The 22,178-nt window shown below is 67.9% G+C and carries 25 protein-coding genes; 12 read left to right on the top strand and 13 right to left on the bottom strand.

All coding sequences use genetic code 11. The features are described from left to right. The first annotated feature begins 25 nt into the window (after positions 1-25). Positions 26-772, top strand: coding sequence for a phytanoyl-CoA dioxygenase family protein (locus EV652_RS36195; RefSeq protein WP_132214012.1), 747 nt, complete (start codon positions 26-28; stop codon positions 770-772). Positions 773-820: 48 nt separating this feature from the next. On the opposite strand, the gene EV652_RS36200 is transcribed toward EV652_RS36195, so the two are convergent. Beyond that, entirely contained in the window at positions 821-1,237 is a 417-nt protein-coding gene (locus tag EV652_RS36200) for a VOC family protein (RefSeq protein ID WP_132214014.1), read from the bottom strand. Between the two features lie 189 nt (positions 1,238-1,426). Next, the gene (locus tag EV652_RS45545; protein ID WP_132214016.1) at positions 1,427-2,092 is read right to left on the bottom strand and encodes a CGNR zinc finger domain-containing protein; all 666 of its coding nucleotides are present in this window, start codon (positions 2,090-2,092) and stop codon (positions 1,427-1,429) included. 51 nt (positions 2,093-2,143) lie between these two features. Between EV652_RS45545 and EV652_RS36210 the strand changes: the two genes are divergently transcribed. From EV652_RS36210 to EV652_RS36220, 3 genes are read left to right on the top strand one after another with little or no spacing between them, the layout of a single operon-like run. After that, positions 2,144-3,361 carry an MFS transporter gene (locus EV652_RS36210; RefSeq protein ID WP_132214018.1) on the top strand — a complete coding sequence of 406 codons (1,218 nt, stop codon included), beginning with the start codon at positions 2,144-2,146 and terminating at the stop codon, positions 3,359-3,361. Next, a complete protein-coding gene (locus tag EV652_RS36215; RefSeq protein WP_132214020.1) occupies positions 3,321-4,094 on the top strand; it encodes a fructosamine kinase family protein in 774 nt (257 codons plus the stop codon). The genes EV652_RS36210 and EV652_RS36215 overlap by 41 nt, the downstream gene beginning before the upstream one ends. A gap of 51 nt (positions 4,095-4,145) precedes the next feature. Continuing rightward, on the top strand, positions 4,146-5,732 hold the full coding sequence (locus EV652_RS36220; RefSeq protein ID WP_132214022.1) for a beta-N-acetylhexosaminidase: 1,587 nt from the start codon (positions 4,146-4,148) through the stop codon (positions 5,730-5,732). On the opposite strand, the gene EV652_RS36225 is transcribed toward EV652_RS36220, so the two are convergent. Further along, entirely contained in the window at positions 5,729-6,004 is a 276-nt protein-coding gene (locus tag EV652_RS36225) for a protealysin inhibitor emfourin (RefSeq protein WP_132214024.1), read from the bottom strand. The two genes, EV652_RS36220 and EV652_RS36225, sit on opposite strands and share 4 nt — an antisense overlap. A 438-nt stretch (positions 6,005-6,442) precedes the next feature. On the opposite strand from EV652_RS36225, the gene EV652_RS36230 reads away from it, so the two are divergent. Further along, positions 6,443-6,646 carry a cold-shock protein gene (locus EV652_RS36230; protein ID WP_012921273.1) on the top strand — a complete coding sequence of 68 codons (204 nt, stop codon included), beginning with the start codon at positions 6,443-6,445 and terminating at the stop codon, positions 6,644-6,646. A 97-nt stretch (positions 6,647-6,743) separates the two neighbouring features. Beyond that, positions 6,744-7,232 (top strand): DUF6328 family protein, encoded by a 489-nt coding sequence (locus EV652_RS36235; RefSeq protein ID WP_132214026.1) that lies wholly within the window; start codon positions 6,744-6,746, stop codon positions 7,230-7,232. Here the strand turns inward: EV652_RS36235 and EV652_RS36240 are convergent. After that, positions 7,213-8,067, bottom strand: coding sequence for an LLM class flavin-dependent oxidoreductase (locus EV652_RS36240; protein WP_132214028.1), 855 nt, complete (start codon positions 8,065-8,067; stop codon positions 7,213-7,215). The two genes, EV652_RS36235 and EV652_RS36240, sit on opposite strands and share 20 nt — an antisense overlap. 128 nt (positions 8,068-8,195) lie before the next feature. On the opposite strand from EV652_RS36240, the gene EV652_RS36245 reads away from it, so the two are divergent. Together EV652_RS36245 and EV652_RS36250 are read left to right on the top strand one after the other, a co-directional pair. Further along, complete coding sequence (locus tag EV652_RS36245; protein ID WP_132214030.1) at positions 8,196-9,974, top strand: BCCT family transporter; 1,779 nt, start codon at positions 8,196-8,198, stop codon at positions 9,972-9,974. 114 nt (positions 9,975-10,088) lie between these two features. After that, positions 10,089-10,871 (top strand): dioxygenase family protein, encoded by a 783-nt coding sequence (locus EV652_RS36250; protein WP_242002210.1) that lies wholly within the window; start codon positions 10,089-10,091, stop codon positions 10,869-10,871. 18 nt (positions 10,872-10,889) lie between these two features. On the opposite strand, the gene EV652_RS36255 is transcribed toward EV652_RS36250, so the two are convergent. Next, on the bottom strand, positions 10,890-11,870 hold the full coding sequence (locus tag EV652_RS36255; protein WP_132214034.1) for an SMP-30/gluconolactonase/LRE family protein: 981 nt from the start codon (positions 11,868-11,870) through the stop codon (positions 10,890-10,892). 95 nt (positions 11,871-11,965) lie between these two features. Continuing rightward, positions 11,966-12,607: an NADPH-dependent F420 reductase gene (locus tag EV652_RS36260; RefSeq protein WP_132214036.1), complete on the bottom strand. Its 642-nt coding sequence runs from the start codon at positions 12,605-12,607 to the stop codon at positions 11,966-11,968. A gap of 83 nt (positions 12,608-12,690) precedes the next feature. Between EV652_RS36260 and EV652_RS36265 the strand changes: the two genes are divergently transcribed. Then, the gene (locus EV652_RS36265; RefSeq protein WP_206752109.1) at positions 12,691-13,047 is read left to right on the top strand and encodes a winged helix-turn-helix transcriptional regulator; all 357 of its coding nucleotides are present in this window, start codon (positions 12,691-12,693) and stop codon (positions 13,045-13,047) included. A 29-nt stretch (positions 13,048-13,076) separates the two neighbouring features. On the opposite strand, the gene EV652_RS36270 is transcribed toward EV652_RS36265, so the two are convergent. Continuing rightward, positions 13,077-13,907 carry an aminoglycoside adenylyltransferase domain-containing protein gene (locus tag EV652_RS36270; RefSeq protein ID WP_132214040.1) on the bottom strand — a complete coding sequence of 277 codons (831 nt, stop codon included), beginning with the start codon at positions 13,905-13,907 and terminating at the stop codon, positions 13,077-13,079. Positions 13,908-14,058: 151 nt separating this feature from the next. Between EV652_RS36270 and EV652_RS36275 the strand changes: the two genes are divergently transcribed. Then, entirely contained in the window at positions 14,059-14,457 is a 399-nt protein-coding gene (locus EV652_RS36275) for an SRPBCC family protein (protein ID WP_132214042.1), read from the top strand. A gap of 403 nt (positions 14,458-14,860) precedes the next feature. On the opposite strand, the gene EV652_RS36280 is transcribed toward EV652_RS36275, so the two are convergent. Next, on the bottom strand, positions 14,861-16,312 hold the full coding sequence (locus tag EV652_RS36280) for an AAA family ATPase (protein ID WP_242002211.1): 1,452 nt from the start codon (positions 16,310-16,312) through the stop codon (positions 14,861-14,863). Between the two features lie 49 nt (positions 16,313-16,361). On the opposite strand from EV652_RS36280, the gene EV652_RS36285 reads away from it, so the two are divergent. Then, on the top strand, positions 16,362-17,177 hold the full coding sequence (locus EV652_RS36285) for an LLM class F420-dependent oxidoreductase (protein ID WP_132214044.1): 816 nt from the start codon (positions 16,362-16,364) through the stop codon (positions 17,175-17,177). Between the two features lie 65 nt (positions 17,178-17,242). Continuing rightward, positions 17,243-17,848 (top strand): peptide deformylase, encoded by a 606-nt coding sequence (gene def / locus EV652_RS36290; RefSeq protein ID WP_132214046.1) that lies wholly within the window; start codon positions 17,243-17,245, stop codon positions 17,846-17,848. Between the two features lie 40 nt (positions 17,849-17,888). On the opposite strand, the gene EV652_RS36295 is transcribed toward def, so the two are convergent. From EV652_RS36295 to cobT, 5 genes are read right to left on the bottom strand one after another with little or no spacing between them, the layout of a single operon-like run. Then, the gene (locus EV652_RS36295) at positions 17,889-18,443 is read right to left on the bottom strand and encodes a P-loop nucleotide/nucleoside kinase family protein (RefSeq protein WP_132214048.1); all 555 of its coding nucleotides are present in this window, start codon (positions 18,441-18,443) and stop codon (positions 17,889-17,891) included. A 12-nt stretch (positions 18,444-18,455) separates the two neighbouring features. Next, positions 18,456-18,992, bottom strand: a complete 537-nt coding sequence (locus EV652_RS36300) for a GNAT family N-acetyltransferase (RefSeq protein WP_132214050.1) — start codon at positions 18,990-18,992, stop codon at positions 18,456-18,458. Between the two features lie 8 nt (positions 18,993-19,000). Then, positions 19,001-19,816, bottom strand: a complete 816-nt coding sequence (locus tag EV652_RS36305) for a TrmH family RNA methyltransferase (protein WP_132214052.1) — start codon at positions 19,814-19,816, stop codon at positions 19,001-19,003. Then, the gene (gene cobA / locus EV652_RS36310; RefSeq protein WP_132214054.1) at positions 19,813-21,051 is read right to left on the bottom strand and encodes a uroporphyrinogen-III C-methyltransferase; all 1,239 of its coding nucleotides are present in this window, start codon (positions 21,049-21,051) and stop codon (positions 19,813-19,815) included. Before cobA ends, EV652_RS36305 begins: the two co-directional genes overlap by 4 nt. Beyond that, the gene (gene cobT / locus EV652_RS36315) at positions 21,048-22,088 is read right to left on the bottom strand and encodes a nicotinate-nucleotide--dimethylbenzimidazole phosphoribosyltransferase (RefSeq protein WP_199238601.1); all 1,041 of its coding nucleotides are present in this window, start codon (positions 22,086-22,088) and stop codon (positions 21,048-21,050) included. The genes cobA and cobT overlap by 4 nt, the downstream gene beginning before the upstream one ends. Between the last annotated feature and the right edge of the window lie 90 nt (positions 22,089-22,178).

A 22,178-nucleotide genomic window follows, 5' to 3' on the forward strand; every position in this document is an offset into this window, starting at 1 on the left:
AGCGCCTCCCGACCACCATGAAGACATGTTTGAGACCGACGGCTACGTCATCTTCCGCGACGTCATCGACCAGGCACTGATCAAGGAAGTGAACGACCATGTCGAGTGGCTGCAAGCTCGTCATCCCGACGTACGGCCCGAGCAACTCGGGCACGTCTACCTGCGCGACGACCCGTTCTGGGTCCGGCTGATCAGTGACGATCGGCTCCTGGACATCGCGGAGCGGTTCGTCGGGCCGGATCTCGCGCTGTTCGCGTCGCACTACATCTCGAAGCCGCCGTACTCCGGTCAGCCGGTGCTGTGGCACCAGGACGCCGCGTTCTGGCCGCTCGATCCGATGAAGGTGGTGACGCTGTGGCTGGCCGTCGACCACTCCACCCCGGAGAACGGTTGTGTCCGGGTCATCCCGGGCAGCCACACCTCAGGGGTCGCCGGGATGCGGGACAACACCGAGGTCGAGAGCGTGCTGGGCAAGGAGATCGCGGTCGAGGTCGACGAGTCTCAGGCGGTCGACATGGTGCTGGCACCGGGTGATGTCGAGGTGCACCACCCGAACATCGTGCACGGGAGCAACGCGAACACCTCACCACGGAGGCGCTGCGGCCTGACGATCCGCTACATCCCGACGTCGACCCGGATCACGGACCCGGAGACGCCGTACCCGAGCGCCTTCCACCTGCGGGGCGAACCGGGAGTGAACAGCTACCAGCCACGACCCCGGTACGACGAAAGCCGGCACTTCCCGTTCACAGGAAGCGCCGGCTGGGTCTGAGCTGTCCGGCCCGCCCCGACCGCAAGGCCGGGGCGGGCACGGGCATGCCTACTCGAGGCAGATACGGAACGGATGGCCTGCGGGATCGGCGTAGATGCGCCAGCCGCGGGCATTCTCGGCGGGTGGTGGGTCCAGGGGGTCGAGCGGCTCGGCCCCGAGCGCGGTCACGCTGGCGTGGCCGCTGGAAAGGTCGTCGACGATGAGGTCGAGATGGAGATCCTGCGCGTCGGTGCCGGGCCACGTGGCCGGCACGTACTGCTCCGAGCGCCGGAAGGCCAGCGTCGAGGACCCGAGCGACGACCCGGGGCCGGTCAGGCTCCGCCAGTCGTCGTCACCGTTCTCGTCGATCTCCAGCCCCAGCAGCGCCGAGTAGAACTGGGCGAGCTCGAGTGGGTCCGGGCAATCCAGCACCACCGAGCCGAGCCGCCCGGCAGTACTGCCCGGCTGCTCTGCCACCTGCGTCATCTGTCCTCCAGCTTCTGTGTCAACTGCCTGCCCCTGTCAGGGGCAGGACCGGCCAGGCCCGTCGTGGTCGGAAGGCCCGGCCGCCTACGATGACAGGTCGGACGGACAGTTCGCATCTTTCGACACGCCTTGTTGACGTGTCATGCGATCGCGGACGGCGAGCAGGAGGCCGTCGTACCGGCTAACCGGTCAGACAGTGGAAGCGGATCGGCGGCGGGCACTCAGCTTGCGGATCTTGGCGCGGGTCCCGCAGTCCTCCATCGAGCACCACCGGCGTGAGCCGTTCCGGCTGTGGTCGAGGAAGAGGAAACCGCAGCCGCCGTCGTCCACCGGACAGGCGCGCAACTGACGGAGCTGGACCGTCCGCAGTACGTCGACCGCAGCGGCAACCAGGCGATCGGGGATCATCAGGGCCGGCGACGTGCCGACCCGAAGTTCGGCGACACCGGGCCCACTCTCACGCGACACCAGCATCGATCGGGCCGACGCCGCCGCCCAGCGCAACATCAGCCGTTCGAACGCCGGCCCCTGCTCCTGTTCGAAGTTCGCGGGCTTCTGACCAACACCGGACGCACGCTGGGCGAGCACCACGTAGGTCGCCTCGCGGATCTCGACGGTTGCACGCAGGGCCTTCTCAGCCAGATCGGGCGCACTCCCCCACACCGCAGCGACGGCCTCTGCCTCGGCCGGGTCGACGATCTCGATCCGGCGGCTCCAGGCGAGCAAGTCGGCAGGGTCGGGCAGGTAGTCGCGCCCACCGGTGTCACCGGGCAGGCGGGGAGCTACCGTGTTCACCAGGTCGAGGGCGGGGTGCCCACCAACAATCCGGAGTTCATCCTTGCGGTCGTCTGCCATGGATGAAATGCTACCACCATACGACCCAATACTGGAATCACAGGTGAGGTCATGCCCATCACGTCCCGCCGAGCCAACGCCGCCCTCGTCATGCTCGCACTGAGCACTTTCTCGTACGTGACCATCGAGGTGCTGCCGATCGGCCTGCTGACCGTCATCGCCGCCGACCTCGACCGCTCCCGCTCGGAGGTCGGACTGCTGGTCACCGGGTACGCCGCCGTCGTCGTCCTGGCGTCCATCCCGCTGGCGCGGCTCACTCAGCACCTTCCGCGCCGGCTCGTGCTCGGCAGCACGCTCGCGGTGCTGACTTTGTCGACCGCCGTCGCGACGGTCGCACCGACGTACGAGACGCTGTTCGCCGCGCGGCTGGTCACGGCCCTGTCGCAGGCGCTCTTCTGGGCGATCGCACCACCGATCGCGACCGGACTGTTCCCGCCGAACGTCCGTGGCCGGGTGGTCGCACGTCTCGCGATCGGCACCGCCCTCGCGCCGGTGCTCGGTATCCCGTTCGGCACCTGGCTCGGCGAGCAGGCGGGCTGGCGTGTGCCGCTCGGCCTGATGGCCGGACTGGGCGCGGTGGCATGCATCGGAATCGCCTGCCTCCTGCCCGCCGCTGAGGTCCGGAACGCCGCATCTGGACGTGGCAGCACTCCCGACGCGCGTCGGTTCGTCGTACTCGTCGTCGCCTCGGCGGTCGGGGTTACCGGGTTCCTGACGTTCAACACCTACGTCACACCGTTCCTGCTTGACATCACCGGGTTCTCCTCCGGTGTGCTCGGCCCGATGCTGCTCGCCAGCGGTCTCGGCGGTCTGGTCGGGACCCTGATCGTCGGCCGGGTTCTCGACCGGTATCCCTGGGCAGCGGTGGTTGTGCCGCTCGCACTCCTCAGCTGCGCGTTGGTCGGGCTCTACGCGTTCGGACACGTACAGGTGCCGACCGTCGCCCTGCTCGCCACCGTCGGCATGGCCTTCAGCGGTCTGGCCGTCGCAGTCCAGAGCAGGACTCTGGAGTTCGCGCCAGGTAGCACTGATGTCGCGTCCGCGGGGATGAGCTCGGCTTTCAACGTCGGGATCGCCGCAGGTGCGTTTGTCGGCGGCACGCTGGTCGACCACGTCGGTGTGCACAGCGTGGCCCTGGTCGGCGGCCTGCTGACGGCCGCAGCGGTTCTCGTCATGTTGAGCGAGCCGGTGCTGGCTCGGCCTCGGGTGCGGATGGCAGAGTGCGAGCATGACCGTCCCGGGCGACAGGTTTGTGAAGAGGCGGCATGACGCGCCACCGGGGTTCTTCGAGGTCGAGGCCGCTGGGCTGCGGTGGCTCGCCGTACCGGGTGGAGTGCCTGTTGCGGAGCCGGTCGACGTCTCCCCGAGTCAGCTGAGCACGGTCAAGCTGGAGCTCGCTCCACCGACCGGTGCCGCGGCTGACGAGTTCGGACGGCGGCTGGCCGTCACCCACGACGCCGGCGCCCGACACTTCGGCGTACCGCCGGATGACTGGGACACGGACGGTTACATCGGCAGAATCGGGCTGCCACATGCGCTGGAGCCGGTGAAGTCGTGGGGCGAGTTCTACGCGAACCTGCGGATCCGGCCCTACCTGCGGTCGGCGTACACCCAGGGCGCGATCGACGGGCACCAACTGCATGTGTTCGAGCAGGTGTGCACGCGTCTGGAGGCAGGGACGTACGACGACCCGACCGAGCAGCCGAGCCGGATCCACGGCGACCTGTGGTCCGGCAACGTGTTGTGGAGCGATGACGGCGTACACCTGATCGATCCGGCAGCGCACGGCGGACACCGGGAGACAGACCTCGCCATGCTCGGCCTCTTCGGGCTGCCCCACCTCGAGCGAGTGCTCCGCGCGTACGACGAGGTGCACCCGCTCACGGACGGTTGGCGTGACCGGGTCGGTCTCCACCGACTACACCCGTTGCTGACCCACGTTGTGCTGTTCGGCGGGAGCTACGTGCCTCAGGCGATCGCGATGGCCCACAAGTATGGCTGAGACGCTTGCAAGATCTTGACCCAGTGAGTGAGCAAGCGAACACTTCCGGTCATGAAGCGACTAGTCCGTCCCCGTCGTCCACTCATAGGCCTCCTCACCGCTGCCCTGCTGGCCACACCGCTCGTCGTGGGTAGCACCGCAGCCGCGGGAGCACCGCCTGCACCTGCCCTGATCCCCAAGCCGGTGTCGCAGGCCGCTCTCCAGGGCCAGACCTTCACGCTGCAGTCCTGGAGCACTGTCGGCGTGATCACCAACTCCAAGGAGCGCCAGGCCGCCCACCGGGTAGCTGACCAGCTCGGTGCTCAGCTACGCCGCTCCACGGGCTACCCACTCCCCGTGAAGCCCGGTGCGGGCACGATCACCCTCTCCACCGACGGACCGAGCTCCCTCGGCGCTGAGGGCTACCAACTGCGCGCTGACCGCTCCGGTGTCGACGTCACCGCCGCCACGCCAGAGGGGCTGTTCCGCGGCATCACAACCCTCCGCCAGCTACTGCCCGCCAAGGCCGACGCCGCCACCCGTCAGCCCGGTCCGTGGGAGATCTCCGGTACGACGATCTCCGACTCACCGCGGTACGCGTACCGCGGCGCCATGCTCGACGTGTCCCGGCACTTCTTCTCGGTGGCCGAGGTCAAGCGCTACATCGACCTCGCCTCGCTCTACAAGCTGAACAAGTTCCACATGCACCTGTCCGACGACCAGGGCTGGCGCATCCAGGTCGACTCCTGGCCGCGGCTCACGACGTACGGCGGCAGCCTCGAGGTCGGCGGCACACCCGGCGGGTACTACACCAAGGCCGACTTCGCCGAGATCGTCCGGTACGCCGCTGAGCGGTACCTGACCGTGATCCCCGAGATCGACACCCCTGGCCACACCAACGCGGCGCTGGCGTCGTACGCCGACCTGAACTGCGACGGGGTGGCGCCGCCGCTCTACACCGGCACCAGTGTCGGGTTCAGCTCGCTGTGTGTCGGCAAGGACATCACCTACACGTTCCTGGACGACGTGTTCCGGGAGGTGTCCGAGCAAACGCCCGGTGACGTCGTACACCTCGGTGGTGACGAGGCGCACTCGACGCCGCACTCGGACTACCTCACCTTCGTGCCGAAGGCGGCCGGACTGGTCACCAAGCACGGCAAGCGGGTGATGGGGTGGCAGGAGATCGCTGAGACTCCACTGCCGGCCGGCAGCATCGCGCAGTACTGGGGTACTGACGACGCGCGGTCACAGGAGCTCGCACGCAAGGCGGCAGCGCAGGGCGCCAAGGTGGTGCTGTCACCGGCCAACCGCGCGTACCTGGACATGAAGTACCACAAGGACACTCCGTACGGGCTGAGCTGGGCCGGACTGGTGAGTGTGGAGAAGTCCTACAGCTGGAACCCGTCGACGCTCGTCCCGAACCTGCCGGAGGACTCGATCGCCGGTGTGGAGGCGCCGCTGTGGTCGGAGACGCTCGACGACACCGACAAGGTCGAGTTCATGGCCTTCCCTCGGCTGCCGGGCATTGCCGAGCTGGGCTGGTCGCCGGCCTCGGCGCTCGACTGGCCGACGTACAAGGACCGGCTGGCCGGGCAGGGGTCGCGGTGGGACGCGCTGAGCGTCAACTTCTACCGCGCGCCTGAGATCGCCTGGCGCTAGCTCTGGAGCACGCGGTCGAGCAACCAGGCTGTGGTCTCGTCCAGGTCCTGCTCGGCGACGATGAGGTGCGTGGCGTCCCGCTCCGGGGCGTCGCGCACCTCGACGCGGTACACGTACCGGTCGGGTTGTGGACGACCGGAACCGAGCCGTGCGGGGTCGAGAGCCTGCAGGGCCGCCTCGAGCCGGTCCGCGTCGGGCTGGCCGGCGGTGTCGAGCTCGCCGTGGGCCATCAGACCGGCGAAACCTCCGCTGCGGGTCACTTTGACGATCAACCGTGCCTCCTCGGGGCCACCCTGGCGTGCCGTGCGGCGAATGTCCAGAGTCGTGCGACACGCCGGAAAAATCGATCAGGTTCGCGCGTCCATCACCCGGCGTACCGGAGTCCAGTCCCACGTTGGAACGCTCCGGCACCGGGTCACGACGACGAACGAGCAGGTCGGCGCAGGATTTCGTGGTCCTGGCGGGTTCTTCCGGGACTGCAGCGGGGTGATCACGGAGCGTGGCAGGCGGCGACAATCAGCGACACGTGTTCCTGGTCACCCCTTCCACAAGGCCACAGATCGGCTACAGTTATCGCGTTGCAGTTTTGGACTCCCACTGACTTTCGCTGTGCTGCATGGCCGGTTCTGTCGTCTGGGGCCTTTCGGCGACACGTGGCTCATGAGGTGTGGGTCGCGGTTTGTTACAAGCCATCAAGGAGATAGACACAAATGGCTGTCGGTACTGTCAAGTGGTTCAACGCTGACAAGGGCTTCGGCTTCATCACCCCGGATGACGGTGGCGCGGACGTGTTCGCGCACTACTCGGCCATCCAGACCTCGGGCTTCCGCTCGCTGGACGAGAACCAGCGCGTCGAGTTCGAGATCACCCAGGGCCAGAAGGGCCTTCAGGCGGAGAACATCCGCCCGATCTGATCTCTGGATCACCCTTCTCGAAACTGAAGTGAAGGGGCCGCACACCGAAATCGGTGTGCGGCCCCTTCGCCGTTTCCCGACGGGTACCGTCAGAGACATGACCGGACCTGAGGCTAGGTACGACCGCGAGGGTGAGAACGAGGCGAAGCGGCTCGACCGGCAGTGGAACGAACTGCTGCAGGAGCTGAGGCTGGCGCAGACCGGTACCCAGATCCTGTTCGCCTTCCTGCTCACCATCGCGTTCCAGGCCACGTTCCAGGCGGCGGACGCGTTCACCCACGACGTCTACGCCGTCACCTTGATCGCCTCGGCCCTGGCCGTAGGCCTGTTCCTCGCGCCGGTGTCGTTCCACCGGCTGGTCTACCGGCAGAAGCTGCGCGACCGGATGCTGCCGATCGCCGGCCACATGACCTCGGCCGGGCTCGTCTTCCTCGTCATCGCGATCTCCGGCGGAGTCCTGCTGGCACTCGACGTCGTCCTGTCCCGGACCGTCGCGATCATCATCGTCGCGATCATCCTGGTCTGGTTCACCGTTTTCTGGTACGTCATCCCGGCCTGGGTCCGCGCTAACGCCAACGGGGAATGACCTCGGTCGCCACTTTCTCGAGCACGTCCTCAGAGCCGGCGTACACGCCCTCGGCCCTGGGCCAGTGCGAGATCACATCGGTGAAGCCGAGCTCGGCCGCGCGCCCCACGACGTCTTCGAAGGCATCCACGCTGCTCAGTGAGAAGCGTGCCGAGTCCAGGGCGAGGTAGCGGTCGAACGGTCGGCCTTCGAGTACGTCGTCCATTCGGCGGCTGAGGTCGACCACCGTTGCGAACCAAGCGTCGAAGTCCGGCGACTTCACCCCGGTCGTCACCCAGCCGGCGCCGTACTGCGTCGCCAGCTTGAGCGACCGCGGCCCATTCGCGGCCATGATGAACGGCACCCGCGGCTGCTGCACACACCCCGGCAACGTCCGCCCGTTGCGTGTCTCGAAGTACTCGCCCTTGAAGTCGACCCGATCCGTCGTCAGCAGCTTGTCCAGCAGGAAGACGAACTCGGCGAACCGGTCGACCTTCTGCCGCGGGCTCAGGTCGTCGCCACCCTGGATCGTGGTGTCGATCCCGCCACCCGACCCGAGACCGCAGAGGAACCGGCCGTCCGAGACGTCGTCCACCGCCAGGATGTCGCGGGTCAGCGCGAGCGGATGCCGGAAGTTCGGCGAGATGACGAAGCTGCCGAGCTTGATCGTCGACGTCACCAGCGCGGCCGCGGTCAGCGTCGGCGTCGTCCCGAACCAGGGCGAGTCCTGCAGACCGCTCCAGGTCAGGTGGTCGTACGTCCAGGCGTGGTCGAACCCGAGTTCCTCAGCCCGCCGCCACCGCGGCGCTGCCTCGCTCCAGCGGTACTCCGGAAGGATCGTGATACCGAATCGCATGAGCGCACCCTATCGAGTGTGTCCGAAACCACGATTGTTGCGTTTTGCCACGAACTTCGACACGGTCGTCAGGCAGTTCCCCTACCAGCAAGAGATGGAGGCGCGCCGAAGCGAGGCGTGATTCACCTGTGGCGATCGAGATCGACAGCCCGACAGCGAACACGAACCCCGACCATGCAGAACACCCTGCGATCGCAGCACCCCCACCGCCCGGAAGCCGAAGTCGCGGCTCCGGCCTCGACCGCGTCGTCTTCGGCGTCACCGCGGTCATCGCCCTGGCCTTCGTCGCCTGGGGCTTCGCCGACGCCACCGGCCTCGGTACGGCGTCCACCTCGGCCCTGACCTGGGTCGAGACCAACACCGGCTGGCTGTTCGTCCTGCTGGCGTCAGCCTTCGTCGTCTACGTACTCTGGCTCGCGGCCAGTCGGTACGGGCGCATCCCGCTCGGCGCCGACGACGAGCAGCCCGAGTTCAAGACCGTGTCCTGGGTGGCGATGATGTTCAGCGCCGGTATGGGCATCGGCCTGATGTTCTACGGCGTCAGCGAACCGCTGACCCACTTCACCAGCCCACCGCCCGGTACCGTCGAGGCCGGCTCGTCCGCCGCCCTCGAGACCGCGATGGCGACGACGTTGTTCCACTGGACCCTGCACCCGTGGGCGATCTACGCCGTCGTCGGCATAGCCATTGCCTATGGCACCTTCCGGCGCGGACGGTCGCAGCTGATCAGCTCCGCGTTCGCTCCGCTGCTCGGCCGCCGTACCGAGGGACCGATCGGCAAGGTGATCGACAGCCTCGCGATCTTCGCGACGCTGTTCGGCTCGGCCGCGTCGCTCGGTCTGGGCGCACTCCAGATCGGCTCCGGCGTAGAGATCCTCGGCTGGCTGGACAAGACCGGTAACGCGGTGCTGGTCGGCGTGATCGCCGTCCTGACCGCGGCGTTCGTCGCCTCCGCGGTGTCCGGTGTCGCGAAGGGCATCCAGTGGCTGTCCAACATCAACATGGTGCTGGCCGTCGCACTGGCGCTTTTCGTCTTCGTCGCCGGGCCGACCGTGCTGATCCTCAACCTGGTCCCGACCGCGATCGGCGACTACTTCCGCGACGTGGCCGAGATGGCGGCCCGGACCGAGGCGAGCGGCGGCGACGCGATGGCCAAGTGGCTGTCGGGCTGGACCGTCTTCTACTGGGCCTGGTGGATCTCCTGGACGCCGTTCGTCGGGATGTTCATCGCGCGGATCAGCCGCGGCCGGACCATCCGGCAGTTCGTCACCGGCGTACTGCTGGTGCCGTCGCTGGTCAGCCTGGTCTGGTTCTGCGTCTTCGGCGGCGCGGCGATCAACCTGCAGCGTGACGGCGTCGATCTGGCCGGGCAGTCGACCACCGAGGGACAGCTGTTCGGACTGCTCGACCACATCCCGCTCACGTCGGTGACGACGATCCTGGTCGTCGTACTGGTCGCGATCTTCTTCGTGTCCGGCGCGGATGCCGCCTCGATCGTGATGGGCACGCTGTCCGAGCGTGGCGCGATCGAACCCAAGAAGCCGCTGGTCATCTTCTGGGGTGTGCTCACCGGAGCCGTGGCCGCGGTGATGCTGCTGGTCGGCGGTGGTGGCGAGGAAGCGCTGACAGGTCTGCGGAATTTAACGATCGTGGCCGCGCTGCCGTTCGCGCTGGTGATGGTCGGGCTGGCGGTCGCGCTGGCCAAGGATCTGCGGACCGATCCCCTGATGCTGCGGCATGCGATCGGCTCGGAGGCGGTCGAGGCTGCGGTGATCGAAGGGGTCAGCAACCACGGTGACGACTTCACGCTGGTCGTCGCCGGCAACGGGCACGACGATGCCGGGACCGACATCCCCGCCTCGCCGCAGCCTCGGGATGAGGTGCCGCCGCCGAAGCCTGGGCCGTGAGGACCTAGAAATAAATTGAGGGTTCAACTACATTGGAAGTATCACGACTTCCGAGAAGGTGAATCCTCGATGACCTCAGCGACCTCTGTGGCTTCGGTTGCTTCGGTTGCTTCGGTGACCGAGCAGCTGCCGGTGCTGTACCTCAGCCATGGCGCACCGCCGCTGGCCGACGACCGTCTGTGGACGGCCGAGCTGGCGGCGGTGTCCGCCGGGATCACGCGCCCGACCGCGATCCTGATCGTGTCGGCGCACTGGGAGGCCGCACCGCTCACCCTCGGCGCGACCGAGACCGTGCCGCTGCTCTACGACTTCTGGGGCTTCCCCGAGCACTACTACCAGGTCCAGTACGCGGCCCCGGGCGCACCGCACCTCGCCGAGCAGGTACGCAAGCTGCTGCACTCCCCCGCGACACCCGTGTACGACGACCCGCACCGCGGACTGGACCACGGTGCGTACGTGCCGCTGAAGGAGATGTACCCGGACGCCGACATCCCGGTGCTCCAGGTGTCGATGCCGACGCTCGACCCGGCCGAACTGTTCCGGATCGGTCAGAAGCTCGCACCGCTCCGCGACCAGGGCGTACTCATCGTCGGCAGCGGCTTCACCACCCACAACCTGCGCGAGATGAACCTGGGCGCGCCGGCCGACTCACCGGCGCCGGCCTGGTCGATCGAGTTCGACGAGTGGACCAAGCGCATGCTCGAGGCGCAGGACGTCGACTCCCTCATCGACTTCCTCCACAAGGCCCCCGCCGCCACCATCGCCCACCCCCGCACCGAACACTTCGCCCCGCTGTTCGTCACCCTCGGCGCCTCCGAAGACAAGCTTCGCCAAGCCGACACCGTGGTCGACGGCTTCTGGTACGGCCTGTCAAAGCGCTCCTGGAAGATCGGCTGACCTCAGCGCGTACGCTTGTCAGCGAGCAGGGGTCGGGAAGGTAGCGAGGGCACTCGTTCCGATGCTGCCCAGCCAGACCTTGCCGTCGCGTTCGCGGACACCGGTGGGCATGTGGAACTGGGGGTGTTTGCCGCGAAGGTCGTGGACCAGCGTGCCGTTGTCGTCGTACGCCTGGATCTCGATGATGTCGGCAGCCTTCGGCTTGAGTGCGTCGGGCAGGTTCCAGACGAGCGTCCGCAGGAGCGGCTGCTTCGGCAGCAGGAAGTCCAGCAACGGGTTGCGCGGCGAACCGAGCGTCACCCAGATCAGCCCGTCGGAACCGCGCGCGATGTTGTCCGGCAGACCCGGGACCTGAGCCACCAACACGGGCTCGGCAGCCTCAGCGGTGAGGTCGAGCTTGTAGAGACTGTACGTCGCAGTCTCGGCCCAGAAGAGGGTACGACGGTCGCCGCTGAGCGCGACGCCGTTGGGGAACCCCCGACCGGTGGCGAGCATGGTCAGCTCGCCGTCCGGGGTCAGGCGGTACACACTCCCCGTCGTCGAGTGCTCGAGGAGGTCCGCCATCCACTCGTCGATACCGAACCGCGTCGACGAATCGGTGAAGTAGATCGTCCCGTCCGGCATCACGTCCGCGTTGTTGCAGAACCGCATCGGCCGGCCGTCGACGTCGGACAGCAGCGTCGCGATCCGGCCGTCGTTGTCGAGCGTCAGCAGTCCGCGGTTGGCATCACAGATCAGCACCTTCCCGTCCGGCAACCACTCCAGCCCGAGCGGCCGCCCACCGGTGTCGGCCAGCGTCGTGATCGTCTTCCCGTCCGCACTGACGCGCAGGATGCGCCCGTCGTACAGCCCGGTGAGCACACTGCCGTCATCGTCGATCAGCGTGTCCTCCGGCCCCTTCCCCGGCATCGCGACAGTCTCGACTTCGATGCTCGTGGGTTCCCGGCGCGGCGGCGCAGGCGGCGGCGTCCAGCGGACCGGCGCAATGCTCGACTTCATGCCGCCGACCCTAGCGCTCCCCCTCCCTCTCCGTAACCACCCAACTGTGCCGCCATCTGCCACCTGACCGCGCCGTGACCCGTGTACTGCCCCCGTCAATCACCTGGTCGGACCGCGCCGAACGCGGCCCCGACTGGTGGGAACAGCGCCCGCACGTCACCACCTGCCGCCCACACACCGATCGCGACCGCGGCCGTTGCCTCCAGCAACCTCGCTCGCGGCAGACCACCGGCGAACACCGGCTCGCACCCGAGACCCCGCACCAGTACGCCGACCTGCTCGACAGCCGCCGGATCGTCACCACACAGCGGTACGCCGAGCCGCGCACCTTCGAAGTCGTGTGGAGCCTCACGCCAGACCGCGTCGGCGGCCAGGTTGAATGCCTTCACCACATGCACGTGAGGCACAGCCTGACTGATTGCTTCGGCCATGGCCGGCTCGTCCAGCGTGAAGCCCCGGTGATTGATCGAGTTCGTGCAGTCGATCAGTGTCCGGCCGGCCTCGATGTCGAGTGACTTCAGCGTGTCCACCGCCGCCTCGGCCGGCACCGCGAGCAGCAGGATCTCGCCGTGCGCCGTTGCCTCCTGCAACGACCCGGACGTCGCGCCGATCCGATCGGCCAAGTCGGCGGCGCGCTCCGGTTTTCGCCCGCCGATCATCACGTCGTGGCCGGCCCGGACCCACTGCTCGCCGAGCGCTGCCGCCATCAGGCCGTTTCCCAGGATTCCGATGCGCATCCCTTGCTCCTTTCGGTTGCCAGCGACAGTAGGCGTTCCGTTAGGCACCTCCCGGTATGTAACGGCCCGGCACAATGGAGGGCATGGAGCCGAGGTTCTTCGCAGATTGCCAGGCCCGGATCGCCGTCGAGCTGATCAGCGGGCGCTGGCCGATGGTCGTGCTGTACGCGTTGGGCGACGGGCCGGCGCGCCCAGGCGAGCTGCGCAAACAGATCGGAGGCATCAGTCAGAAGGTGCTCACCGAAACCCTCCGCCGCCTGGAGTACAACGGCCTCGTCGAGCGCCGCCGCTACGCCGAGGCCCCGCCCCGCGTCGAGTACTCGCTCACCCCCGCCGGCGAGGACCTCCTCACCCCCATCCACGCGCTCGGCGACTGGGCCGCCGAACACGCCGACACAGTCCTAGCCGCCCAAGAATCAGCCGACCAAGCCTCCGCATAGGGACCCGCCCGTCGCGCGTGCGGCGGGGGTTACAGCTGTGCGCGAACAGCATCTCGGAACGCCAGCAACGCGTCGTTGTCCCAATCGTGGCCATCGGTGTCCCGTTCCTGCGCCGCCACCGGTCGGGCACTGCGATAACACCTGAGGGCCTGCTCGACGAGCGGCAAGTGGGCCGCCGGCAGCGAATCACGCGCCAAGACGGCTCCCTCCTCCTTGCTCAGCACCGTGCCGGGGCCCTGCTTCAGGGTCGCCAGGACTCTGCACGCATTCAGGACGCCGTAATAGGGCGCGGACAACAGGCTGTGTCCGGAAAGCATCTCGTGAAGGTCGGCTGTGATCGCCGCGAGGTAGTCGTCATGAGGTACTTCAGCGAACACCTCGGCCGGGGATGGTCCACTCACAACCGCACCACGCTGGCGGACTACGGTGATGTGCGCGGCGAGATCCGGGTCAGCATGCTGAGCGCCGTAGTCGACGCGATCAGCGAGGATCTCACCTGTCCAAGCGGCCGAGTAGTGCACCTCGAATGGCCGCGGGTGGTGATGGTTCGCCGCCTGCGCGACGGTGAGGACCGACACCTCGAGGTCGCCGAGCATCGGCCGATGGCCCGACCGCTGGGCAAATGCGCGTGCAGCATGCCCGCGCTCGGCTTCGCTGAGCGTTTCCGGGACCACGACCAGCAGATCGACATCGCTCTTCGCCCTGTAGAAGCAGTTCATCGCCAGCGATCCATGCAGGTAGACGCCGACGGGATCGAGCCTCGTCGCATCCAGGGCTTGAAGGATGTAAGCACGTAGATCCGGATCGCAATCGTTCCACGACTGCGGGCGGTCGGCTGGATGCTCGGCCTGGGACGTCATCCCGGCACCATAGGCAGGTCGTGCTCCCGCCGCCACCAACTATTCCGGCCACTCGGGTACCCGACCCCGTCTCCGGTGGTGCGGAAAGAAACCGTAAAGGGAGCGCGGGACAGTGCTGGGGTCAGGTTGGTTCCCAGCAGGAGGTTTGGTCATGTTCAGTCTTAGTCAGGTGATTGAGGCACCGCCGGCAGAGGTTGTTCGGGCGTTCACCGAGGCGGAGGCGTTCGCGGCGTGGTTCGTCGCGGAAGGGTTCAGTACGCCATCGGACCGGGTCAGCATCGATGTGCGGCCCGGTGGGTTGATCTCGGCCGTCTTCGTCGCCGACGACGTCGAGGTGCCGTTCGCGTTTCGGTTCGGCGAACTCGACCTGCCGCACCATCTCGTCCTCCACCTGGACGACCCCGAGGTCGTCACCGTGCACCTCGAGGATCTCGGCGACGGGCGCACCCGCCTCGACTACCGCAGCGAGGGTCTTCCCGCAGACCAAGAGACCACCATCAAGCCCGGCGTCGCCCGCATGCTCGGCTACATGGCCGACTACTTCAGCTGAGCGGGCTGCCATACAGACGCGGTCCGAGCGGATTGCGACAGGTTGGCGGGGCGGAGTTGGGCGGGGGCGGGTTAGGGTTCGCGGATGCGGTGGGCCGGGGCTGACGAGACCTTCCTCGACCACCCCTCGGCTGAGGCCATTGGGCGGCCGCGCCGACAGTCTGCAACTCGAGGTCCCTTGCTATGCGTCAGGCGTGCACGCACTCCGACCGGGACGAACTCGGATCGCGCTGGTCACCGACGGAGTACTGGATGTCTGCGGAGACCTCACCGCTGACTTCTCCGAAGGGTCGGTGGCGGCAAAAGTGCAACACACATTGCAGGCCGTCCACGACGGTGACGGTGTGGACAGCGCAACGGTCGTGGCGTGGGACGTCGAGGCTGGGCCGACGCCAATGCACTCGTCAGGGTGAGCCTGGGTAGCTGCCGGGTACGGCGGCTGGAGGCGGTGTGTAGTCCGGGACATTCCCGCTCGTCGCACCGAGCAGGCGACGAGTGAGTGCGTCGCGCGAGGACAGCAGCTCGGCTACGGCCGACCGCAGGTGGTCGGCATCAGGTTCGGCTCCCGACTCCGCGGCCAGCAGGACAGTTCGCCGTACCAGCTCCTTCATGAAGGAGGCAGTCGTACCTTCCGTTTGAGCGACGACCTCGTCGACGACGGCAGGCTGCAGTGTCAGACCTGGGCCGTAGAGGCCTAGCAGGCGAGCGCGTCCGAGAGTGTCCGGCAGTGGCACCTCCACCGCCAGGTCGACGCGGCCGGGGCGCTGCATCAATGCAGGCTCCAGGAGGTCGGCGCGGTTCGTGGTGAGCAGGAACGCCACGTCGGCGTCCTCCGCCAGGCCGTCCATCTCGTTAAGGACCTGGAACAGCAGCGGGTTCTCCATCCCGTGCGAGTAGTCGCGGGCCTCCGCCACCAGGTCGCAGTCCTCCAGCACCACCAGCGCCGGCTGCAGCAACCGCGCCAGCGCACACGCCTGCGAGATGAACCCGATACTCGTCCCAGCCAGCAGTACGACGGTGAACGACGGCAGCCGCGAGAGCAGGTACCGCACCGTGTGGGTCTTGCCCGTCCCAGGCGGACCGTAGAGCAGCACGCCCCGACGCAGGTGCTGACCGGCGTCGAGCAGGGTCTGACGGTGGTCGGCAATACCGATCACCTCACGCTCGACCCGCTCCAGCACTCCGTCCGGCAGTACGACGTCCGCACGCGTGATCCCCGGTCGCGGATGCAACCGGAACGGCCCCACACCCTGTCCGAACTCATGCCCCTCGAACGACACTACCTTCCCGCGGAAGATGTTGTGCTCCCGAATCAGCTCCGGCAGCGCATCAAGGAAGCTGTCGGCCTGGGTGGTCGCCAGCACCTCCAGATCGACCCGCATCCGGCCGTACTGCGGATTGGCCGCCCGCAACAGAGCGACGTACCGATCCTCACCCCGCACACCGAGGTAGAACCCGAACGCGACGCAGTCCATCTCCTCGTCGACGTCGATCTGCAGCCGCTGGTAGTCGACCGCGCCGATGCCGAACCGGTCGTACTGCGCGAGCTCGAGCAGCTCACCGAGTGAGTGGTGACCCCGGTTGGATCCGGCCAGCCCGACCACCTCGTACGAGTCGAACCACGCCTCGACCGCGAGCTGGACGTTCGGCAGGTCGTACGACGGGAAGTTCGACGCGACCACCGGTACCTGGTCGGGCTCGACGCCGAGATGGTTGCGCAGCCGGTCCTGCAGGCTCTCCCGGTCGCCGCCCGCCCGGCGCTGCTGCATCCGCTCCAGGAACCCGGTGAACAGTCGCGCGAACTCGTCGATCTCGGCCTCGTTCGGCATCGCGCCGTACCCCCTGGTTGTTCGCATACCGGCCTGATCCGGAGGGTCCTCCGCAACGCCGGATAGGATCACCACCATGACAGATTCCGAGTCCACCGACCGTCCGTACGCCGCCTTCCCGGTGCGGATCGGCCTCCAGATTCAGCCCCAGCATGCCCAGTACGCCGATATCCGGCGGACCGTCGCAGCGGCCGAGGAGATCGGCGTCGACGTCGCCTTCAACTGGGATCATTTCTACCCGCTGAGCGGTGAGCCCGAGGGCCTGCACTACGAGTGCTGGACCATGCTGGCCGCCTGGGCCGAGGCGACCGAGCGGATCGAGTTCGGTGCCCTGGTCACCTGTAACTCCTACCGCAATCCCGACCTGCTCGCCGACATGGCCCGCACGGTCGATCACATCAGCGAGGGGCGGCTGATCTTCGGCATCGGCTCCGGCTGGTTCGAGAAGGACTACGACGAGTACGGGTACGAGTTCGGTACGGCGGGCGGCCGGCTGGACGCACTCGGCGAGGCGCTGCCACGGATCGAGCGGCGGTGGGCCAAGCTCAACCCGCAGCCGACCCGGGACATCCCGGTGCTGATCGGCGGCGGCGGTGAGAAGAAGACGCTGAAGCTGGTCGCCCAGCACGCGAACATCTGGCACGGGTTCGGCGACGCGGAGACGATCGCGCACAAGCACGCCGTACTGGACGAGCACTGCAAGACGATCGGCCGCGACCCGGGCGAGATCGAGCGCTCGGCCGGCGTCGGCAACAAGTCGCCCGAGGACCTCGGCAAGTCACTGCTCGATGTCGGCACACGGCTGTTCACGATCTCGTCCTCGGGCCCGGACTACGACCTGGGGCTGCTGCGCGAGTGGGTCGCCTGGCGCGACGAGGTCAACGCGAAGTAGCCCGGTTGCGTCCGGAGAACTGCACGGTTCTTCGGACGCAACCCGGTCTGGGTAGGATTTCCGCCATGTCTACGCTGCCTGCGAACGGTTCGGTGCTGCCCATCACCCGGTGGGGTGAGGACGTCATGCACCGGGTCAACAAGCCTGTGACCGAGTTCGGGGACGAGCTGCAGAAGCTGGTCGCCGACATGGTCGCGACCATGAACGCGGCCGAGGGTGTCGGCCTGGCCGCGAACCAGGTCGGCGTGGATCTGCAGCTGTTCGTGTTCGACTGCCCGGACAAGGACGGCAACCGGGTCCAGGGCGTCGTCTGCAACCCGGTGATCGACCTCCCCGAGGGCAAGGACCGCAGGCTCGACGAGGGCGACGAGGGCTGCCTGTCGCTGCCGGGTGCGTTCACCAAATGCGCTCGTCCGGACTTCGCCCGGGTCACCGGCGTCGATCAGCACGGCGAGCCGGTCAGCTTCGAGGGTGACGGCCTGCTGGCGCGCTGCCTGCAGCACGAGACCGACCACACCCAGGGCACCGTCTTCGGCGACCGGCTCTCCCGTAAGTACCGCAAGCGCCTGTTCGCCGAGGCCGAGGAGCTGGCCCCCGATTACCCGTCCGACTGGCCGGTCTCCCCGATGGTCGAGCACGAAGACCACCACGAAGAGACTCCCGCCACCTGAGGTCCACACGGCGCTTCACGTCCGGCGAGCAGGGTGTGACCTACCAGCGGGCCTTCGGCAGGTCCGCGAGGATCGCCTCGACCGACTCCTCCGGGGTCTGATCGGTCGTGTCGAGCCAGAGGCCTCGGCGTGGCGTGTTGTCGACGTACGTCTGAAAGGCTCGAACGGCATCCGTGAGGCTGTCGGACGAGCTTTGCCAGTCGCGGTAGGCGTTGTTGCCGCCGCGCGCCAGTTCACGGTGTACGACGGACTCGACGGACGGCGTCAGCATGACCAGGTAGGGGTCGACGCCGTGGAGCTTGTCGAACCAGCGCTCGACGTCGTCCTCAAAGATGTTGTCACTGCAGACGAAGTCGAACCCGGCGTCGGCATAGTGCTGAGCGATCAGGGCCGAGGCGTCGTACCGGAGCTGCAACTGATGCACGGCCTCGGGTGACGGATCGGGCGTCATGATCTCGGCGCCGGCGACGACCCCGCGGTAGAACACATCGCCGTCCAGCGTCGCCGCGGGCGGACCCAACCGACTGGCCAGCAGCGGCGCGATCGTCGACTTCCCCGCAGCCTGCATCCCGGTGACGAGCACTACCTTCGGCATGCGCCCATCACATCACCCACGTCCACCGATTTTCGCGCTCCAGGCGGCGGGCGTCATCGAGTAGACGGTGGCGTCGAAGGGTACGCCGTCCTCCTCCAACACCGCCTCGTGGTCGAAGGTCATGCCGAGCCGGCGCATCACGCCGATGCTGCGCACATTCGGCGTATCCGTGACCGAGATGACGCGCTGGAGTCCCATCGTCGTGAAGCCGTGCTCCAGCCAGGACGACGCCGCCTCGGTCGCGTAGCCGTGACCCCAGTACGCGTGGGCCAGGCGCCAGCCGATCTCGAAGTCCGGGTACCAGGGTGTGAACTGCAACCCGCACGCGCCGACGAAGGCTCCATCGGTACGGCGCTCGATCGCCAGGAACCCGGTGCCGTCGGCGGCGTACCGCTTGTTGACACCCGACGCGATCCCGTCGGACTCCTCCCGGCTCAACGGCACGCCGCCGAGGTACTTCATCACCTCGGGATCGGTGTTCAGTGCGGCCCACGGCTCCAGGTCCTCTTCACGGAACGGGCGCAGTACCAGGCGGTCCGTCGTACGCATGGCTCCCCCTAAACGACAGGTCGCGTGGCGTAGAACGCGACTGCTGCCGAGGATGCCACGTTGAGGGAGTCGACACCTCCTGCCATCGGGATGCGTACGGTCAGGTCTGCCTTGCCGAGCACGTGCGGCTTGAGCCCGTGCCCTTCGGTACCGAAGATCAGCGCCAGCCGTTCATCCCGCCGAGCGACCAGATCATCGAGGGTGATCGAGTCGTCGGTCAGCGCGAGCGCCGCCGCGACGAACCCTCGATCCTGCAGGGTTTCGAGATCGCCCGGCCAGGACGCCAGCCGCGTCCACGGCACCTGGAACACCGTGCCCATCGATACCTTGATCGACCGCCGGTACAACGGATCCGCGCAGGTCGGTGTCACCAGCACCAGCTCGACCCCCATTGCCGCGGCCGCCCGGAATCCGGCTCCGACATTCGTGTGATCCACGATGTCGTCGAAGATCGCGACCCGCCGTACATCGTGCTTGAGCAGACTTTCGAGCGACACAGCCGGACGTCGCCGGTACGACGCCAACGCGCCGCGGTGCACGTGGAAGCCGGTGACCTGCTCGGCCAGCTCCTCCGACACGACGTACACGGGCGCATCGGGCCACTTCTCGAGGACGTCAGCCAGCGAGTCCAGCCAGCGCGGCGCGAGCAGGAACGACCGCGGTTCGTAGCCGGCGTCCGCGGCCCGGCGGATCACTTTGTCGCCCTCGGCAATGAACAGCCCGTGCTCCTCCTCCAGGAGCCGGCGCAGGTTCACCTCCCGCAGCTGCACGTAGTCCGCCAGCCGCTGGTCGGCCGGATCGTCCAGCGGGACGAGCGGACTCACGCCACGCCGCCGTCCGCCTCCGCGGCCGATCGCACCTGGGCCGCGACCTCCACCACGTTGCCGACCACAACGATCGCGGGAGCGCCGACACCGTTCTCTTTCATTGCTGCCGCGATTCCAGCGAGGTCGGACGTCACCATCCGCTGTCCCGGAAGGGTGCCGTCGGCAATGGCCGCGGCCGGCGTCTCCCCCGGCCGGCCGCCGGCGATCAGCCGCTCGGCGATCACCGGCAGGTTCTCGACGGCCATCAGCAGCACCAGCGTGCCGGACAGCTGCGCCAGCGCGTCCCAGTTGATCAGCGAGTCCGGATGCGACGGCGGGATGTGCCCCGACACGACGGTGAATTCATGCGTCACGCCACGATGCGTGACCGGGATCCCGGACATCGCCGGCACCGAGATCGAGCTGGTGATCCCCGGCACGACCGTCCACGGTACGCCGGCCTCCGCGCAAGCCAGCGCCTCCTCGAAGCCGCGGCCGAACACGTACGGATCGCCGCCCTTCAGCCGGACGACGACCTTCCCCTGCCGACCGCGGTCGACCAGAATCCGGTTGATCTCCTCCTGCTGGGCCGCGCGCCCTCTTGGCAACTTGGCCGCGTCGAAGAGCTCGACATCCGGGTGCAACTCGTCCAGCAACGGCTGCGGCGCGAGCCGGTCTGCCACGACCACATCGGCCTCGGCGAGCAGCCGCCGTCCGCGGACGGTGATCAGGTCCGGGTCGCCCGGTCCCCCACCGACGAGGTACACGCCGGGATGCTTGTCGACGTCACGCGCGCCCAGTGCACCAGTGCGCAGCTCTTCCAGGATCGCGTCCCGGACCGCCGCCGAACGCCGGTGGTCGCCACCACCGAGGACGCCGATCGTCACGTTGTCGTGCTGCCCCGACGCCGGCGTCCAGGCCGTCGCGCGGGAGCGGTCGTCGGATCGAACGCAGAAGATCCGGCGCTCCTCGGCCTCCTGTGACACCTGGTCGTTCACCGCGGGGTCGTCGGTGGCCACGACGACGTACCAGGCGCCGTCCAGGTCGCCGTACTGATAGCCGCGTTCGATCCAGTTGAGCGACGGGTTGGAGAGGAGACCCTCGATGGTCGGGGTGCTCGACGGCGAAATGAGGTCGATGTGCGCGCCTGACTCGAGGAGCCGCGGTAACCGCCGCTGGGCGACTCCCCCGCCGCCGACGACGACCACCCGGCGTCCCTCGAGCACCAGGCCAGACAGGTACTGACTCGTCACGAGCTGATCCCCGCGGACTCGAAGGTGGCCATCTCGCCGAGCGCGCGGACCGCGCAGGTGACGATCGGATACGCCAGTACGGCGCCGGTGCCCTCACCCAACCGCAGATCCAGGTCGACCAGCGGCTGCAGGCCCAGCGTCTTCAGCGCGACCGCATGACCTGGCTCTGCCGATCGGTGCCCGGCGACGCAGTAGTCGATCACCTTCGGGTGGAACGCCTGTGCGACGAGCGCCGCAGCTCCCGCGATCACGCCGTCCAGGATGACCGGCACCTTGTTGGCCGCGCCGCCGAGGATGTAGCCGGCCAGGGCCGCATGTTCGAGGCCGCCGTACGCCTGGAGCGCTCGCAACGGATCCGACGCCGGTACGTCGTGCAGCGCGAGAGCCGACTTGATCACCGCCGTCTTGTGAGCCAGCGTGGCGTCGTCGATGCCGGTGCCACGGCCGGTCACGACCTCCGCGGTCGAGCCGGTGAAGGTGGCGATCAGCGCGGCCGACGCGGTCGTGTTCGCGATGCCCATGTCGCCGGTGAGCAGGCAGCGGTAGCCGTCCTTGACCAGCGAGTCGGCGAGGTCGAAGCCGACCGCGATCGCTGTCTTCGCCTCGTCCTCGGTGAGAGCTCGCTCGGTAGACAGGTCGCGCGTGCCGGCGCGGACCTTCGCGTGGACGATGTCCAGCTGGTCGACGTCCGTCGCCACGCCGACGTCGACCACGCGCACGTCGACCCGGTTGTTGGCCGCGAACGCGTTCACCGCGGCACCCCCGGCGGCGAAGTTCGCCAGCATCGCGGCGGTCACTTCCTGCGGCCAGGGCGACACACCCTGTGCGTGGACGCCGTGATCGGCGGCGAAGACGGTCACCACGGCAGGCGCCGGGACCGCGGGCGGGCAACTGCCGACCATCCCGGCGACGCGGACCGACAAGTCCTCCAGCACCCCGAGGGAACCGGCCGGTTTCGTCAATGCGAGCTGCCGCTCCGTGGCCGCCCGCATCGCCGCCTCGTCCGCCGGGCCGATCCGGGCCAGGTACTCCTCCACCGCACGTCCTCCACTCGTCGTGTGGTCCGATCTTCGCATCCTCGAGTGGGTGCCCCGGGACGTAGCGGTGTGATGTGGACAGTAATGTCG

It is taken from the genome of Kribbella steppae (assembly GCF_004342025.1).
GTDB classification, from domain to species: Bacteria; Actinomycetota; Actinomycetes; order Propionibacteriales; family Kribbellaceae; genus Kribbella; species Kribbella steppae.

What these genes read in the sequence shown, in the direction of transcription:
- EV652_RS36230 (WP_012921273.1), top strand. Translation starts at nt 6,443, where the DNA reads ATGGCTGTCGGTACTGTCAAGTGGTTCAACGCTGACAAGGGCTTCGGC.
- EV652_RS36265 (WP_206752109.1), top strand. Translation starts at nt 12,691, where the DNA reads ATGGAGCCGAGGTTCTTCGCAGATTGCCAGGCCCGGATCGCCGTCGAG.
- EV652_RS36215 (WP_132214020.1), top strand. Translation starts at nt 3,321, where the DNA reads ATGACCGTCCCGGGCGACAGGTTTGTGAAGAGGCGGCATGACGCGCCA.
- EV652_RS36240 (WP_132214028.1), bottom strand. Translation starts at nt 8,067, where the DNA reads ATGCGATTCGGTATCACGATCCTTCCGGAGTACCGCTGGAGCGAGGCA.
- def (WP_132214046.1), top strand. Translation starts at nt 17,243, where the DNA reads ATGTCTACGCTGCCTGCGAACGGTTCGGTGCTGCCCATCACCCGGTGG.
- EV652_RS36210 (WP_132214018.1), top strand. Translation starts at nt 2,144, where the DNA reads ATGCCCATCACGTCCCGCCGAGCCAACGCCGCCCTCGTCATGCTCGCA.
- EV652_RS36285 (WP_132214044.1), top strand. Translation starts at nt 16,362, where the DNA reads ATGACAGATTCCGAGTCCACCGACCGTCCGTACGCCGCCTTCCCGGTG.
- EV652_RS36300 (WP_132214050.1), bottom strand. Translation starts at nt 18,992, where the DNA reads ATGCGTACGACGGACCGCCTGGTACTGCGCCCGTTCCGTGAAGAGGAC.
- EV652_RS36260 (WP_132214036.1), bottom strand. Translation starts at nt 12,607, where the DNA reads ATGCGCATCGGAATCCTGGGAAACGGCCTGATGGCGGCAGCGCTCGGC.
- EV652_RS36195 (WP_132214012.1), top strand. Translation starts at nt 26, where the DNA reads ATGTTTGAGACCGACGGCTACGTCATCTTCCGCGACGTCATCGACCAG.
- EV652_RS45545 (WP_132214016.1), bottom strand. Translation starts at nt 2,092, where the DNA reads ATGGCAGACGACCGCAAGGATGAACTCCGGATTGTTGGTGGGCACCCC.
- EV652_RS36280 (WP_242002211.1), bottom strand. Translation starts at nt 16,312, where the DNA reads ATGCGAACAACCAGGGGGTACGGCGCGATGCCGAACGAGGCCGAGATC.
- EV652_RS36235 (WP_132214026.1), top strand. Translation starts at nt 6,744, where the DNA reads ATGACCGGACCTGAGGCTAGGTACGACCGCGAGGGTGAGAACGAGGCG.
- EV652_RS36270 (WP_132214040.1), bottom strand. Translation starts at nt 13,907, where the DNA reads ATGACGTCCCAGGCCGAGCATCCAGCCGACCGCCCGCAGTCGTGGAAC.
- EV652_RS36220 (WP_132214022.1), top strand. Translation starts at nt 4,146, where the DNA reads ATGAAGCGACTAGTCCGTCCCCGTCGTCCACTCATAGGCCTCCTCACC.
- EV652_RS36295 (WP_132214048.1), bottom strand. Translation starts at nt 18,443, where the DNA reads ATGCCGAAGGTAGTGCTCGTCACCGGGATGCAGGCTGCGGGGAAGTCG.
- EV652_RS36255 (WP_132214034.1), bottom strand. Translation starts at nt 11,870, where the DNA reads ATGAAGTCGAGCATTGCGCCGGTCCGCTGGACGCCGCCGCCTGCGCCG.
- EV652_RS36200 (WP_132214014.1), bottom strand. Translation starts at nt 1,237, where the DNA reads ATGACGCAGGTGGCAGAGCAGCCGGGCAGTACTGCCGGGCGGCTCGGC.
- EV652_RS36275 (WP_132214042.1), top strand. Translation starts at nt 14,059, where the DNA reads ATGTTCAGTCTTAGTCAGGTGATTGAGGCACCGCCGGCAGAGGTTGTT.